Below are 14,682 nucleotides of genomic sequence, written 5' to 3'. Positions count from 1 at the left end.
ACGGACGGGGAATACAATGGACCTAGGATCAGCTCTATCAATAGCCTCCAGCGGGCTGAACGGGATTGAATACCAGTACTCCGTTGTTGCCCAGAACGTCGCCAACTCCAGCACTACTGGCTATGCTGCCGAATCGGCCAGCGTAACCTCGGCTGTTGCAGGCAATCAGGGCGCGGGGGTGCGCATTGGCAAAACGGTGGTCAATGTCAGCCCCTTCCTGCAATCCTCGCTGTACACCCAGAATGCCAAGGTCTCGGCCCTGACATCCTCCTCCAATTCGCTTGCAGCCGTTGCATCCGTCCAGGGGTCCACTTCCGCCACATCGGGAAATACCCAGACCCTGTCGGATGAACTGGGCAATGTGCAGAGCGCCCTGACTTCCCTGACCTCCACCCCGCTCGACAGTTCGGCACAGACGGCAGTCATCACGGCGGCCACATCCCTGACCGATACGATTCATACGCTGGCGTCCACCTATACCCAGCAGCGGCAGACAGCGGAAAACACCATTGTTTCCACCGTGTCCACCATCAACCAGAACCTGACCCAGATCGGCCAGCTTTCCAAGCAGATCATGGGGTTGCAGGCTATCGGGTCCGACACGTCCAGTCTGGAAAACAGCCGCCTTCAGGTGATGAGCGACCTCTCCTCCGAACTGGGGGTGAAGTTTACCGCGACCTCCAAGGGCGATATGATTGTCACAACCGAGGATGGCACCCTGCTGCCAACCCGCCCGGACCAGATCGACCTGAACAACAACACCCAGACCCTGCCCAGCAATACATGGCCGCTCTCCGCAACAAACGGCGGTACGGCCAACACCACCATTACCGATTCCATGTATTACAAGGCGGGCGACCCGGCCAACTCCGCCATTGCGGGCATTACGGTCGCGGACGGGACAACCAACATATCCACTACGGATATTACGTCCCACCTGACCAGTGGCACGCTGGGGGCAAACATTACCCTGCGCGACACAACCTACCCCACCATGCAGGCGCAGCTTGATTCGTTCTCCGCAACGCTGATCAACCGCTTCAACAACGCGGGCATGCCCCTGTTCACCAACGGTACGGACGTGGACAGCTCTGGCGCAGCCCAGACCCCAACCCCGCAGTCCTACAACCCCACCCAGACAACCCCCAATGGGATTGTCAGCCTGTCCTCCGTGATCAGCGTGAGCAACAGCTACGCCACCACGCCATCCCAGCTTGCCCCTGATGGCAGCATCAGCACCATTACCAAGGTGCTGAGCACCACATTCGGCACCTCCAGCGATGATGTGGACAATGGCGGCACGCTTGCCGCCCCCACCACGGGGCTAGGACCAAGCGGGACACTCCAGGCCGGGTATAACGGCAAGCAGGGGCTGGTTGCACTGGCTACCTCCCTGACCTCCGCCCAGGGTGCAGTGATCGGCACGGCCAGCACCAACCTGACCTACGCAACCGCCGTGCAGACCACCATTAACGCCAAGGTCACCAACGTGTCGGGCGTGAACGTGAACAACGAAATGGCCAAGATCGTGGCGTTGCAGAATGCCTATACAGCCAACGCCAAGATCATTTCCTCCGTCCAGACCATGTTCAGCGCTCTTCTGAACGCCATCAACTAAGCCTTGGGAATGGGAGATACTTTACCATGAGCACTTCTATCGGGCAGTATGGCGCGAGCGCTGCAAACCTTGTTCTTACCGCCGCCGTGCAGGAACTCACCAACGCCCAGACCACTCTGGCATGGCAGACCTCCAGCAACGGCATTACGTCAGAAACCTTTGCTGGTCTTGGCCCCTCCCGCTCCAACGTCTTTGAACTGACGCCAAAGATCACGCAGGTCAAAGCCTGGCAGACCAACATTACCAATGCCCAGAACAGCCTGACCGTTACGGCCAGCGCCCTCAAGCAGATTGTCTCGCTCGCCCAGAGCATGGCCACAAACCTGCTGAGCATTGGCGGCTCCAGTTCCACGTCCACGATTAACGCGGTCTCAACCGAGGCATCCAGTAGCCTTGGCCAGCTTGCAACCGTCCTGAACATCTCCAACGGCACAGGTTATGTTTTTGCCGGGCAGTCCTCGACCGAAGCGCCGGTCTCCGACCCGTCCAGCGTGACCAGCGGCACCACAAACAGCCAGATTGCCCCCCTTATGGCATCGGGGACAAGCATGGACTCCATTCTGCAGCAGGCCACCACGCTGATGAATGGAGACAGCTCCATTTTTTCGAGCACCATTTCCAGCCCGACCGGTGCAGCGGATTCACTGGCGCAGGCCAAAAGCCAGCAGACCAGCATTATCACGGGGGACAGCACGGCAAGCAGCTACGGGGTTGTGGCCACACAGGGCAATCCGGCAGACGCGAACGCCACCTCCACCGGCTCCCCCATCAAGGACCTGATGCGGGATATGATGCTGGTTTCGGGCATGAAGGGCATGTCCTCCACCAGTCCTGGTTATTCCGACATGGTCGCCCAGCTCCATACCTCGCTGGTCACCACCACCAACCAGCTGATCAGCATGGAAACAGCCGTAGGTGCGCAGCAGAACGCCCTGACCGCGCGATCCACCCTGCTGACCAACACGACAACAGCGCTGCAGACCCAGCTCGACAACGCCCGCACGACCGATATTGGTCAGGTAGCCATCCAGTCCGCCAATGTGCAGACAAGCCTGAAGGCGTCGTTCATGCTGATCGCGAATATGAAAAATATGTCGCTGGCCAACTACCTCTAAGCGCCACCAGCATAATCTTATACGCTTCCCCAAACAGCCTGATGCGCGCCATCAGGCTGTTTTTTTAGGGTTGCAGCGCATAAAAAGCAGACAGAAACACCGAGTTTTCAAGCCGGGTTTTATACACCGCCACCTGCTGGGGCGCGCACACCACTACCATAACCTCCAGCGGCTCCCCCACGCCGCGCACCCGGCTTTGCGCCTGCGCCAGCAGAAACTGGTCCAGCCCACCCCGCCCCACACAGCACAGGCAATGTCCGCCATGGCTGCCTGCCTCTTTGGCCCCGGTCCATTCCAGCACGCATCGCCACCCCAGAGTCTGCGCAGGGGTAGGGGCTTCCCCCACAAACACAACACCGCCCTTACCCCGCCATGCCTGCCCCTGTGGAGCCTCCCCCAGCACAAAAAGCGGCATGCGCCCGCCGCACATGTACGGCGGGGCGCGCATGGCGGTGGACAGGGTAGCCTGCGTCTGGAATAAGGATGTGGCTTCGGCCCGCCCATGCGGCTGGGGCTTGTCTTCCCCACTATTCCGGTCTTGTGCTGTCATGTCTTCTCGTCTGCCACTTCTTGATGCCCTGCGTGAACAGGTTCTGCTCTGTGATGGAGGGATGGGGTCCCGTATCCAGATGCTCGACCTTGATGTGCAACGTGACTACTGGGGACAGGAAAACTGCACCGAAGTCCTGACCCTGTCACGCCCTGAACTGATCCGCGAAATCCACCGTGGGTATTTTGAGGCCGGGGCCGACATGGTGGAAACCAATACGTTTGGCGCCTCCCCCATTACACTGGGCGAGTTCGGGCTGACAGAACGCACGCGTGAGATCAACCGTGCCTCCGCCATTCTGGCGCGTGAAGCAGCGGACAGCTTTGCCGATGGCCGCCACCGCTACGTACTGGGCTCCATGGGGCCGGGCACCAAGCTGCCCTCCCTTGGCAATATTGATTACGACAGCCTTGAAGCCGCCCTTGCCGAACAGACCCGTGGCCTGATTGAAGGCGGAGTTAATGCGGTGCTGATTGAAACCTGCCAGGACACGCTCCAGATCAAGGCGGCCGTCAACGGCGTTAAAACTGCCCGGGCCGAAGCGGGCGTCACTCTCCCCATTTTTGTGCAGGTGACTGTAGAGACCACCGGCACGCTGCTGGTCGGGCCGGACATTGCCGCTGCCGCCACGGTCATTAACGCGCTGGATGTGGACCTGATCGGCCTGAACTGCGCCACCGGCCCGCAGGAAATGGCCGAACATGTGCGCTGGCTGTCCGAAAACTGGCCCCGCCTGATTTCCGTCCTGCCCAATGCGGGCCTGCCCGAACTGGTGGACGGCAAAACACACTACCCGCTCAGCCCCGAAGACATGGCCACATGGGTTGAGCGCTTTGTGCATGAAGACGGCATTAACATGACCGGCGGGTGCTGCGGCACCTCCACCCCGCACATTGCCGCACTGGACGCCATGCTGCGCCGCCGGGCAGAGGCCACGGGCCGCCACCGCCCAGCCCCTGTTGCGCGTACCGCCGTGTGGGTGCCCTCCGTTGCCAGCCTGTATTCGCAGGTGCCCCTGCGGCAGGAAAACGCCTATTTTTCCATCGGGGAACGCTGCAACGCCAACGGTTCCAGAAAATGGCGCGAACTTCAGGAAGCGCATGACTGGGACGGCTGCGTAACCGTAGGCCGCGAACAGCTACGCGAAGGCTCCAACGCGCTGGATGTCTGCACCGCCTTTGTCGGCCGCAACGAACGCGAAGAAATGGATGAGGTGATCAAGCGCTTCACCTCCTCGGTCAACGCGCCACTGGTGATTGATTCGACCGAAACTCCGGTCATCGAAGCCGCACTCAAGCTGCATGGCGGCAAGCCGATCATCAACTCCATCAACTTCGAAGATGGCGAAGGCCCGGCAGCCGACCGCATGGCACTGGCGCGCAAGTTTGGCGCAGCAGTTGTGGCCCTGACCATTGATGAAGTGGGCATGGCCCGCAAGCCCGAGGACAAGCTGCGCATTGCCAGCCGTCTGGTGGAGTTTGCATGCGACAGATACGGCCTGCCCCAGTCCGATCTGATGATCGACCCGCTGACATTTACCATCGCCACCGGGGTGGAGGATGACCGCAAGCTCGGCCAGTGGACCCTGGAAGGGATTCGCATGATCCGCGAGGCCTTCCCCGATATCCAGATCGTGCTGGGCCTGTCCAACATCTCCTTCGGGCTTAACCCTGCGGCCCGCGCGGTGCTGAACTCGGTATACCTTGATCTCGCGGTCAAGGCAGGCATGACGGCGGCTATTGTGCATGTCTCCAAAATCCGCCCGCTGCACCTGATCGCCCCCGAGGAAGTCAAGGTCGCCGAAGACCTGATCTTTGACCGCCGGACAGAGGATTACGACCCCCTGCAGGCTCTGCTGGCGCTGTTCGCAGACCGCAAGGCCTCCGAGGCCGTCAAGCGCAAGCAGGCCGAAACAGCCGAAGAACGCCTGAAGGACCGCATTGTGGACGGCGACCGCAAGGGGCTGGAAGCCGACCTTGCCGAAGCCATGCAGACCATGGCCCCGCTGGACATCATCAACACCGTGCTGCTTGATGGCATGAAGGTGGTGGGCGAACTGTTTGGCGCGGGCAAGATGCAGCTCCCCTTCGTGCTTCAGTCCGCCGAGACCATGAAGGCCGCCGTGGCATGGCTTGAACCGCACATGGAACGCGCCGAAGGCCAGCAGCGTGGCACCATTGTTCTGGCCACTGTCAAAGGCGACGTGCACGACATTGGCAAGAACCTTGTGGACATTATCCTGACCAACAACGGCTACCGTGTGGTCAACCTTGGCATCAAAGTGCCTGTGGCCGACATGATCGACGCCGCCCGCAAGGAAAAAGCGGACGCCATCGGCATGTCCGGCCTACTGGTGAAGTCCACCGTGATCATGCGCGAAAATCTGGAAGAAATCGCCCGCGCAGGGCTGGATACCCCCGTTCTGCTGGGTGGTGCGGCCCTGACCCGCAACTACGTGGAAGAAGACTGCGTGGCCGCCTACGGCACCACCGGCCGCGTAGCCTATGCGCGCGATGCATTTGATGGCCTGACCCTGATGGACCAGATCGCCAAAAGCGGGTTTGACGGATATCTGGCCGCCATTCAGAAGCGGCGCGAGGGCAAGGCCACCCGCAAAAACGCCCGCTCGCCAGAAACAGCGGAAACACGCGGCTACGCCCCGGTGGACAAGGCCGAGGTCGCCATCCGCCGTGCGCGCCTGACCGCGGACGAACCCCGCCTGACACCCCCCTTCTGGGGTGCGAAGGTACTGGAGGCCACTCCCGAGGCTGTTCTGCCCTTCCTGAACGAGCGCGCGCTCTACCAGTTCCAGTGGGGGTTCCGCAAGCAGGGACGCTCTCTGGACGAGTTTCTGGTCTGGGCACGGCAGGAACTGCGCCCCATTCTGCAACGCATGCTCAAGCTGGCGGCGGATAAGCAGATTCTTAAACCACAGGCCTGCTACGGCTACTGGAAAGCCGCAGGCGATGGGAACGACCTTGTCCTGTTTGAACAGGACGGCACAACCGAGGCCGCCCGCTTTGCCCTGCCCCGCCAGCCCCGTGCGGATGGAGCATGCATTGCAGACTTCGTGCGCGACATCAACGACCCCGAGCGCGATGTGGTAGGCCTGCAGGTTGTCACCGTAGGGCAGAAAGCCTCCGACATTGCCCGCGACTGGTTTGAGGAAAACCGGTATCAGGACTACCTCTACCTGCACGGACTCTCGGTAGAAATGGCGGAAGCCATGGCCGAGTACACACACAAGCGTATCCGCGCCGAGCTGGGCTTTGCCGCCGAAGACCCGCGGAACATGGAAGACCTGCTCCAGCAGGGCTATCGTGGGTCGCGCTATTCGTTCGGCTACCCGGCCTGCCCCCGGCTGGAGGAGCAGGGCAGCATTCTCTCCCTGCTGGGTGCAGAGCGCATTGGCGTATCCCTGACCGATGGAGACCAGCTCCACCCGGAGCAGTCCACCTCCGCTCTGGTGGTGCTGAACAAACACGCCAAATATTTTACGATCTGATCAACCGGGCATTGACCAGCCGGGATGGTGCGGCGCATCATCCCGTAATGGTCTACTCCCGTCCGCATCTGCCGCCGCCGCTTACTCAGGAACGCAAAGACCTGTATATGCAGGTCGGGCTGCACGCGACCGGATGCACAACCGCCTTTATTAGCGCAAAACACGCAGACCTTGTGCGTGAGAGCGCCCTGTTCCTGCAAACCCTGAGCCATATGTGGGTGCAGGACGGGGTGGATGAGGCCGATGTCTGGACCGAACTCCTGCGCCGCGTGGAAGTGTCTGACCTGCTGCACAAGCTCAACCAGCCCCCTCACCGTAAAAAGAAAAACGGCAGCCCCAGCAGGCCCTGGCGCGTTACCACAAGCAAGCTGCCATAGGCGGCGCGGACTTTATGCGTTTTTCTCTTCCTCCCCCATTCTACAGGGGCCTGTAAGCCTGCGCCGATGGCCACCATAGATGCAATATCCCTGATCATTGTTGCCCTTTCCAGCCTGCATGGGCTGTGGCGGGGTTTTACGCAGCTTGCACTGGGCCTGCTCAGCTGGGCCGTGGCCTGTGTGCTGGCGTTTCGCTTCCATACTGTGCCCGTGCCATGGCTGGGGCGGTTCATTCACTCCCCCACAGGGCTGCAACTGGCCAGCTTTGCGCTGGTGCTGCTGTTTTTTCTGGTGGCAGGGTATCTGCTGGCCGCACTGATCGTGCGGCTGGTGCGCGCCACTCCGCTGGACGGGCTGGACCGCACACTGGGCGGGCTGTTCGGGCTTGTGCGGGGTATGTGCGTGGTTGTGCTGCTGTTCATGACCGGGCAATGGCTGTTGCAGCCCGAAGACATGGAAGCCATAGAGACCAACGGGCGGCTGACACCTTATATTCGCGCCGCCATAACCTATATCCACCCTTATCTGGCGGAATTTGACGCAAAGGGGGTTGCGCCAAAGCGTTCAACAGGTCATGACGCCACCTTGTAATCCCCATACGGCCAGTACCAGCCATTTGCGGAGGCCCTGCGCGCTTATGCACCCCCATTCCACGCCGTCCGTTTCCCTCCCCGATCCTGTCCGTGCGGACGAGGACCACCTGCAAGAGGAATGTGCCGTCTTTGGCATATGGAACGCCAAGGACGCAGCAACCCTGACCACCCTTGGACTGCATGCCCTCCAGCACCGTGGGCAGGAAGCAGCGGGTATTGTCTCCTTCGATCCGGCCCATCACCGCTTCAATTCCCACCGCGGGCTGGGCCTTGTGGGCGATGTGTTCAGTGATTCGCGCGTCATGGCCACACTGGCTGGCACACGCGCCATTGGCCATAACCGTTACGCCACAACAGGGGCCACCCTGCTGCGCAACGTACAGCCCCTGTTTGCCGAGTTCGCCTTTGGCGGGCTGGCGGTGGCCCATAACGGCAACCTCACCAACGCCGATACCCTCCGGCGTGAGCTGATCCGCCGTGGCTGCCTGTTCCAGTCCACCACGGATACGGAAGTGTTCGTGCACCTGATCGCCATCTCGCTCTACGCCACGGTGGAAGACAGGCTGATTGACGCCCTCAAGCGGGTGACCGGCGCGTATTCGCTTGTTGTTCTCTCGCAGGATGCGCTGATCGGCGTGCGTGACCCCATGGGGGTACGCCCGCTGGTGCTGGGCAAGCTGCCGGGCGAAGGCGGCAAGAACGGCGCATGGGTTCTGGCATCCGAAACCTGCGGGCTGGATATTATTGGCGCGGAATTCGTGCGGGATGTGGAACCGGGCGAGCTGGTTGTCATCAATGACGAGGGTATCCGCTCCCTGCGCCCGTTTGGAGAGACGCAACCCCATTTCTGCGTGTTTGAATATATCTACTTTGCGCGCCCGGACTCCGTGCTGGAAGGTCTGCCGGTTTATAACGTACGCAAGGAAATCGGGCGTGAACTGGCGCAGGAAAGCGGGATTGAGGCCGATGTGGTCGTTCCCGTACCCGACTCCGGCGTGCCCTCCGCCATTGGCTATGCGGAGGCCAGCGGCATTCCGTTCGAGCTGGGCATCATCCGCAACCACTACGTCGGCCGCACCTTTATTGAACCCACCGACCAGATCCGGCATCTGGGCGTTAAAATGAAGCACTCGCCCAACCGCCCGATTCTGGACGGCAAGCGCGTTGTGCTGGTGGACGACTCCATTGTGCGTGGCACCACATCACGCAAGATCGTGGACATGGTGCGCGCAGCCGGGGCACGGGAAGTGCATATGCGCATTTCCTCCCCCCCCACCAAACATTCCTGCTTCTACGGGATCGACACGCCAGAGCGCAGCAAGCTGCTGGCAGCCCAGAACGACCTGCAGAAAATGGCCGAACTGATTGGTGTGGACACTCTGGCCTTTATCTCGCTCGACGGGCTGTACCGCGCCATGGGGCATGAAAGCCGCAAGGCCAGCCGCTCCACCTATTGCGATGCCTGCTTTACCGGCGAATATCCCATTGCGCTGGTTGACCACGATGCGGAATACGGCCCCGACTCAGCCTGAGCCGGAACCTGCCACCCTGTTATAAAAAAAACCCCGCCAGAGGCGCACTCTGGCGGGTTTTTTTTGGGGTGGACACAGGCTGTGCCCTTAGCGGTACACCATGCCCCCATCAATCAGAATCGACTGGCCTGTCACGTAATCGGAATCGGGGCCAGCAAACCAGGATACAAGTGCGGCCACGTCATCGGGTGTTTCGGCCCGGCCAAGGGCAATGCCGTCCACGAACTTCCTGTACGTCTCACCCACAGGTGCGCCGGTCAGTCTGGCAAATTCCTTGTCGATTTCCACCCACATATCTGTCCCCACAACACCGGGGCAGTAGGCGTTTACGTTAATGCCGTGGCAGGCATATTCCTTGGCGGCAGCCTGCGTAAGCCCGCGCACCGCAAACTTGGTGGAGGAGTAAACCCCCAGCATGGCGTACCCTTCGTGCCCGGCAATGGAACAGGCGTTAATAATCTTGCCCTTGCTTTTGCGCGCAATAAACTTGGCAGCCGCAAGCTGGATACCCCACAGCGTCCCTTCCACGTTAATGCGGTAAATGCGCTGGACTTCCTCGGGTGTTACATCCGCCAGCGGCTTGATCTGGGCAATGCCTGCGTTGTTGATCATCACATCAAAGCTGCCCAGCGTGGCCTCGGCATGGTCAATGGCCGCAGCCACCTGCGCACGGTCGCCAATATCGGCAATAAAGCTGGTGGCCCTGCGGCCCAGTGCCTCGATTTCCTTCACCACACCAGCCAGATGATCCTCGCGGATGTCCACCAGAGCTATGTCCGCACCATCTCTGGCCAGCCGTAGGGCTATGCCACGGCCAATGCCTTGCCCGCCGCCGGTAACCAGCGCCACTTTTCCTGTAATATCCGCCATGAGAACCTCTCGCATGTGATGGAAAACAAGGCGAGCGTAGTGCAATAACAAAAAAAAGCCATCACCAAAAAAAAGCCCCCGCACAGTGTATACGGGGGCTGGCATCAGACACCACGGGAAAACCGGAGTGCGCCTTATTGACGGCGTAGCTGCGCGGAGGAAGAGGAAGCGGGCCGGGCTGCATCCTGCGTTGCAGCAGCGGTCGCATTGGGGGCATCAGAGGGGAGCAGGCGGATCTGCCCTGCCGCCACATCCGCCAGTTGGCCCAGAAGCTGGCTGAGGCCCTGCACCATGCTCATGGTGCTGCCACCAGCGGGGCCACTCAGGCTGATACGCTGGAGCGTTCCCTGCCCGTAGGCCGCGCCCGAAGCCGCAGGCTGGACCGAGAGCATGGCATCCAGTTCCACCTTGCCAGATGGTCCGGTGGAAAAGCGGCTGACCGAAAGCTCAACATAAACCTGCGGGTCAGCGGCGGCGGCATCGTTTTCCACAAACACGCCCGTACCGGGCAGGCGCTGGGCCAGATCCCCCGCCAGTGCGTGACCAATCTGGCTGACAAGGGAATCGCTCCACGCATCGCTGCCTGAAACACTCAGCTTATAACCACTATCGGCCGTCACAATGCGGTCACGGTCCAGACCAGAGGCAATGCTGGGCAGGCGCACCTCTACAAAGCGTGGGCCACCGGCCTGTGCCTGCCCCGGCACAACCGCCAGCGTGTAAAGCGACACCCCGCTGCTGGCGCAGCCTGCAAGGGTAAACGCCATAAGCCCCAGCGAGGCCCCGCCGACCAGAACGTTGCGGCGGCAAAGACCAGCCCCAGCCAGTCCGTAAGGTTTAACGCGAGCCATGATCTTATCGTCCCGATATGAGCGCAGAGGGGTGGTTGGTCAGGAAATCGGACAAAAAGCGCAGGGAGCGCGCGGTTTGCCCAAGCTGGATGACCATGGCCTGAAGGTTGCGCTTGAAGTCGCTGTTGCCCCCATAGCTGGCCAGCAGGCGGTTGGCGTTGTGGAGCATCTGGTCCAGTTGTTCGGCCATGGCAGGCAGGCGCTGGCTGAGTGGCGCCAGACCTTTTTGCAGGTCCTGCGTCAAAGCCTGAAAATGCTGCATGGACACACGCAGGCTGGCCAGAGACTGCCTGACATCCGGGCTGCTCAGTGTTTCGTCCGCATGAGCCAGCAGGTTGTTGGCGTTGGTGCCAATCTGCTCGAACGGCATGGCCGCCAGACGGTCGGTTACGGTGGAAAGCGATTCCATAATCCCGCTCATCCCCCCCGGCTGACCGGGAATGACAAGCGTGGTCCCTTCCATGCTGGTCGTGGCCTTGCCCGCGTTCTTGACAAAGGTGAGCGAGATCAGCCCTTCCCCCGTCAGCAGGCTTGCGCTGTCGGTGGACGCACGCAGACCGTTGACCACCAGTGTCCGCAGCATGTCCGTGACTTCCTCGTGCGACAGTTCCTTGGAGGTCATCACACGTTCGGGCTGGATTTCCATGCCAATCCGCACACGCGGATGGCCGGGGGTGGAGGTCATGTCCAGCTTGACGCTGGTGACGTTCCCCACCTGAATCCCGAACATGCTGACCACAGCCCCCGGAGCCAGCCCCTTGACGGAAGAGGTCAGATACGTGGCAACGGAGACACGCTCATGGTACCCGGCGTTCTGGGCATCTTCCTCGCTCTCATAGAGTTTGAACACGGTGTTGGCCTCAGCCACGGCCTGATCGCTCTGGAGTTTGCCCTCATCGAGCGGGGGCAGGCCAAAAGCCACCCCACCGGAGAACAGCGCCTGAAGGGACTGCAACTGCACCTTGAGCCCACCGGCCCCAAAGCCCACCTTAACGCCAGACACGTTCCAGAACCGTGTGCCCCCGTTCAGGTAATGGTCGTAGGGTTCCTTGACAAAAATCTGGATCAGCACCGGTCCGCGTCCACCCGGTGGCATGGTATAGCCCAGCACTTCCCCCACATCCACATCGCGGAAAAAGACCGGTGCGCCCTGCCCGATCGAGCCAATATTATTGGCAACCAGCGTATAGGTCTGGCCCGGCTGGTCCGAGCGCATGCCCGGTGGGGCTTCAAGCCCTTCAAACTGGTCCCTGTGCTGGCCGGAAGTATGGCCACTTTCGTCCAGCCCCGGATCAAAGGCTATGTACGCGCCAGACATAAGTGTTTCCAGCCCGGTAATGCTGGCCCCGTTAATACGGGGGCGCACAACCCAGAACCGCGCCTTGTCGGTCAGCATGCCATTGGTGCCCTTGTTCATGCGGATTAACACACGAACATGGCGCAGGTCGGAGGTGAGGGAGATGTTCTGCACCGTTCCCAGCACCACGGACTTGTTCTTAACCTGCGTCTGCCCGCTGGTCAGGCCATCGGCGGTATCAAAGATAACAGAAATTTCCGGCCCGTTATCCACAAAGCTGCGCCAGACCAGAAAACCCGCGATCAGCACCGAAACAATGGGAATAACCCAGATAATGGAAAACCGGATCCTGCGCACCAGCGCATCCTGAGTGTCACTTTCACCATGTTTTGGAGAATTGTGCCTGTCGTTCACGCCCTGTCCGGCTCCATACTGTTCAAATACGCGGCAGTTGTCTGCGGCGCGGGGGCGGGTGTCGCCCGCCCGGCAAGACCGCAATCAGAGGATGTTTCATTGTCGCCCACCACGTCCCACATAACGCGGGGGTCAAATGCATGCACCGCAAAAATGGTCAGCACCACCACGGCGGCAAAGCAGACCATACCCCCATTGGCAGTAATGCTGGCCATGCTGTTAAACCGGACCATGGCCACCAGAATGGAGACCATGAACACGTCAATCATGGACCACCGGCCAATAACGTCGATCACCCGGTAAAGCTTGGTCCGCGCCACCAGCCAGCGCTCCGAGCGCCGCCATGTGGTAAAGAGCATGAACAGCAGGCCAAAAATCTTGAGCACAGGCACTGTTACACTCGCAAACAGCACCAGCAGCGAGAGCGGGATCATCCCGTCCTGCCACAGCTCCACCGCACCTGCTATAATAGTATGCCCCGTGCCACCCCCCAGGCGGATCACTGTCATGACCGGGTAGATATTGGCAGGCAGATAAAACACCACGGCAGAAATAAGCAGCGCAAGCGCGCGTGTGCGCCCGTTGGCCTTGCGGCGGCGCACTACGTGGCCACAGCGCGGACAAAAGCCCAGAGCCCCGGTTGCGGACATGGGTTGCTCAAACGCCAGCACTGCCCCACAGGACAGGCATGACGCCATGTGCGAAGGCGGCGGCAGGGGGGTTTGGCGCGTCACGCTCTCGCAGACCAGACGGATGCGTTTGTTATCCATACGGCGCAGGCTGTGGTCTGTCTGCCTGCGTTCCCAGATCAGCTCCGTATCCAGCGTGGCGTCAGTTGCGGACATGGTCAGCATAAGGCCCGAGACCAGAAACACCGCCGCCCCGATCTGCACATAAGCCAGATCGGACAGTTTGGTGTAGGCCACGAACACACCCAGAATATACACCTCCACCATGGACCACGGGCGCAGGCGTTCGTACCATTTGAGCAGATGCGGCACCCAGAATGGCAGTCCGGGCTGCAATGCCCCCACCAGAATGGACAGCATCATGCCAATCACCAGACCGGGCACAATAATGGTGGCAATGGCCACCAGCACACCCACCTCGCCCCAGCCCTCGTGCAGCAGTTCAATCGGGCCGGTCAGGATATTCACCGTGCGCTGACGGCCATACAGGTCCAGCATCATCAGGGTGGAGGCCAGCATGGCAAGGTAGAGCGAAGCCGAGCTGATGCAAAAGGCCAGTGGCGTTGCTATGGGAGATGTCCGGTTACGCCGGTCCAGCAACTGGTTGCACCGGCAGCAGCGCGCCTGCGTGCCGGGGGCAAGTTCTGGCAGAATCTGGTAATGCCCGCAGCACGGACACTCCACCACCCCGCGCAAAAGCCGGACGTGCCGTTCCTCATCCACCGGGACATCCCGGCCGGGAAACAGAGCCTCCCGCAGCAGGGCCATGACTTGTGTTACGTTCATCACTTCTGTTCTTAATACCAACCACCCCACCTGTAACTGAAAAAACCGTATGGCACCCCTGCCATACAGACCTGCGCCCAGCGCTTTTGTGTCCGGCGCTCTCTGCCGCCACCCTTACGCCGGAGCCAGGGCCGCCATGCGCCTGCCCTTGCAGGTCGGCACACCGAACAAAGACGTAAAAACCAGCCCGCACGGAAATATGGGGAGAAAAGCCCCCTTTACTGCCGTAATGGATGTTGCATGCTCTGAATGATCATGATAGTCAGCCTACCGCACACACTGCTGTGCCCGCTTAGCTCAGTTGGTAGAGCACATCATTCGTAATGATGGGGCCGATGGTTCGAATCCGTCAGCGGGCACCACTTTTCCCTGAATTGTCATCTGTTTTACGGCAAGGCGCTGGCGCGTCCGTAGCTTTGTGCGGACAGACCCATATGACCGGAAGCACCAGACCTGCTTCAGGCTATGCGCGCACCTGCTCCGTA

11 protein-coding genes and 1 tRNA gene are annotated in these 14,682 nt (G+C 60.7%); 7 read left to right on the top strand and 5 right to left on the bottom strand.

Annotation, left to right across the window (positions count from 1 at the left end):
* Positions 1 to 16: 16 nt before the first annotated feature.
* Entirely contained in the window at positions 17 to 1,618 is a 1,602-nt protein-coding gene (flgK, locus tag PY793_RS07265; RefSeq protein ID WP_275177429.1) for a flagellar hook-associated protein FlgK, read from the top strand.
* 26 nt (positions 1,619 to 1,644) lie between these two features.
* Positions 1,645 to 2,733, top strand: coding sequence for a flagellin (locus PY793_RS07260; protein WP_275177428.1), 1,089 nt, complete (start codon positions 1,645 to 1,647; stop codon positions 2,731 to 2,733).
* 64 nt (positions 2,734 to 2,797) lie between these two features.
* On the opposite strand, the gene PY793_RS07255 is transcribed toward PY793_RS07260, so the two are convergent.
* On the bottom strand, positions 2,798 to 3,283 hold the full coding sequence (locus PY793_RS07255; protein WP_275177427.1) for a hypothetical protein: 486 nt from the start codon (positions 3,281 to 3,283) through the stop codon (positions 2,798 to 2,800).
* Here PY793_RS07255 and metH point away from each other — a divergent pair.
* The 4 genes from metH to purF all read left to right on the top strand — a co-directional run bounded on the left by metH (position 3,282) and on the right by purF (position 9,290).
* Positions 3,282 to 6,788, top strand: a complete 3,507-nt coding sequence (gene metH / locus PY793_RS07250; protein WP_275177426.1) for a methionine synthase — start codon at positions 3,282 to 3,284, stop codon at positions 6,786 to 6,788. The genes PY793_RS07255 and metH overlap by 2 nt on opposite strands.
* A gap of 47 nt (positions 6,789 to 6,835) precedes the next feature.
* Positions 6,836 to 7,165 carry a phosphoribosyl-ATP pyrophosphatase gene (locus PY793_RS07245; RefSeq protein WP_275177425.1) on the top strand — a complete coding sequence of 110 codons (330 nt, stop codon included), beginning with the start codon at positions 6,836 to 6,838 and terminating at the stop codon, positions 7,163 to 7,165.
* Positions 7,166 to 7,231: 66 nt separating this feature from the next.
* Complete coding sequence (locus tag PY793_RS07240; RefSeq protein WP_275177424.1) at positions 7,232 to 7,756, top strand: CvpA family protein; 525 nt, start codon at positions 7,232 to 7,234, stop codon at positions 7,754 to 7,756.
* A 46-nt stretch (positions 7,757 to 7,802) separates the two neighbouring features.
* On the top strand, positions 7,803 to 9,290 hold the full coding sequence (gene purF, locus PY793_RS07235) for an amidophosphoribosyltransferase (RefSeq protein WP_275177423.1): 1,488 nt from the start codon (positions 7,803 to 7,805) through the stop codon (positions 9,288 to 9,290).
* An 87-nt stretch (positions 9,291 to 9,377) separates the two neighbouring features.
* On the opposite strand, the gene PY793_RS07230 is transcribed toward purF, so the two are convergent.
* From PY793_RS07230 to PY793_RS07215, 4 genes are all read right to left on the bottom strand, one after another.
* The gene (locus PY793_RS07230) at positions 9,378 to 10,160 is read right to left on the bottom strand and encodes an acetoin reductase (protein WP_275177422.1); all 783 of its coding nucleotides are present in this window, start codon (positions 10,158 to 10,160) and stop codon (positions 9,378 to 9,380) included.
* 134 nt (positions 10,161 to 10,294) lie between these two features.
* Positions 10,295 to 11,011 carry a PqiC family protein gene (locus tag PY793_RS07225; RefSeq protein ID WP_275177421.1) on the bottom strand — a complete coding sequence of 239 codons (717 nt, stop codon included), beginning with the start codon at positions 11,009 to 11,011 and terminating at the stop codon, positions 10,295 to 10,297.
* A 4-nt stretch (positions 11,012 to 11,015) separates the two neighbouring features.
* A complete protein-coding gene (locus PY793_RS07220; protein WP_275177420.1) occupies positions 11,016 to 12,722 on the bottom strand; it encodes a PqiB family protein in 1,707 nt (568 codons plus the stop codon).
* Positions 12,719 to 14,197 (bottom strand): paraquat-inducible protein A, encoded by a 1,479-nt coding sequence (locus PY793_RS07215; RefSeq protein WP_275177419.1) that lies wholly within the window; start codon positions 14,195 to 14,197, stop codon positions 12,719 to 12,721. The genes PY793_RS07220 and PY793_RS07215 overlap by 4 nt, the downstream gene beginning before the upstream one ends.
* Before the next feature lie 286 nt (positions 14,198 to 14,483).
* On the opposite strand from PY793_RS07215, the gene PY793_RS07210 reads away from it, so the two are divergent.
* Positions 14,484 to 14,559, top strand: a tRNA-Thr gene (locus PY793_RS07210).
* The last annotated feature ends 123 nt before the right edge of the window (positions 14,560 to 14,682 follow it).

This window comes from Acetobacter fabarum, assembly GCF_029069195.1.
Lineage (GTDB): Bacteria > Pseudomonadota > Alphaproteobacteria > Acetobacterales > Acetobacteraceae > Acetobacter > Acetobacter fabarum_A.
Note: the sequence above shows the minus strand (reverse complement) of the source record. Positions and strands in the feature narration are given on the sequence as shown.

Coding starts and splice junctions, on each gene's coding strand:
- flgK (WP_275177429.1), top strand. CDS start 17: ATGGACCTAGGATCAGCTCTATCAATAGCCTCCAGCGGGCTGAACGGG.
- PY793_RS07260 (WP_275177428.1), top strand. CDS start 1,645: ATGAGCACTTCTATCGGGCAGTATGGCGCGAGCGCTGCAAACCTTGTT.
- metH (WP_275177426.1), top strand. CDS start 3,282: ATGTCTTCTCGTCTGCCACTTCTTGATGCCCTGCGTGAACAGGTTCTG.
- PY793_RS07255 (WP_275177427.1), bottom strand. CDS start 3,283: ATGACAGCACAAGACCGGAATAGTGGGGAAGACAAGCCCCAGCCGCAT.
- PY793_RS07245 (WP_275177425.1), top strand. CDS start 6,836: ATGGTCTACTCCCGTCCGCATCTGCCGCCGCCGCTTACTCAGGAACGC.
- PY793_RS07240 (WP_275177424.1), top strand. CDS start 7,232: ATGGCCACCATAGATGCAATATCCCTGATCATTGTTGCCCTTTCCAGC.
- purF (WP_275177423.1), top strand. CDS start 7,803: ATGCACCCCCATTCCACGCCGTCCGTTTCCCTCCCCGATCCTGTCCGT.
- PY793_RS07230 (WP_275177422.1), bottom strand. CDS start 10,160: ATGGCGGATATTACAGGAAAAGTGGCGCTGGTTACCGGCGGCGGGCAA.
- PY793_RS07225 (WP_275177421.1), bottom strand. CDS start 11,011: ATGGCTCGCGTTAAACCTTACGGACTGGCTGGGGCTGGTCTTTGCCGC.
- PY793_RS07215 (WP_275177419.1), bottom strand. CDS start 14,197: ATGAACGTAACACAAGTCATGGCCCTGCTGCGGGAGGCTCTGTTTCCC.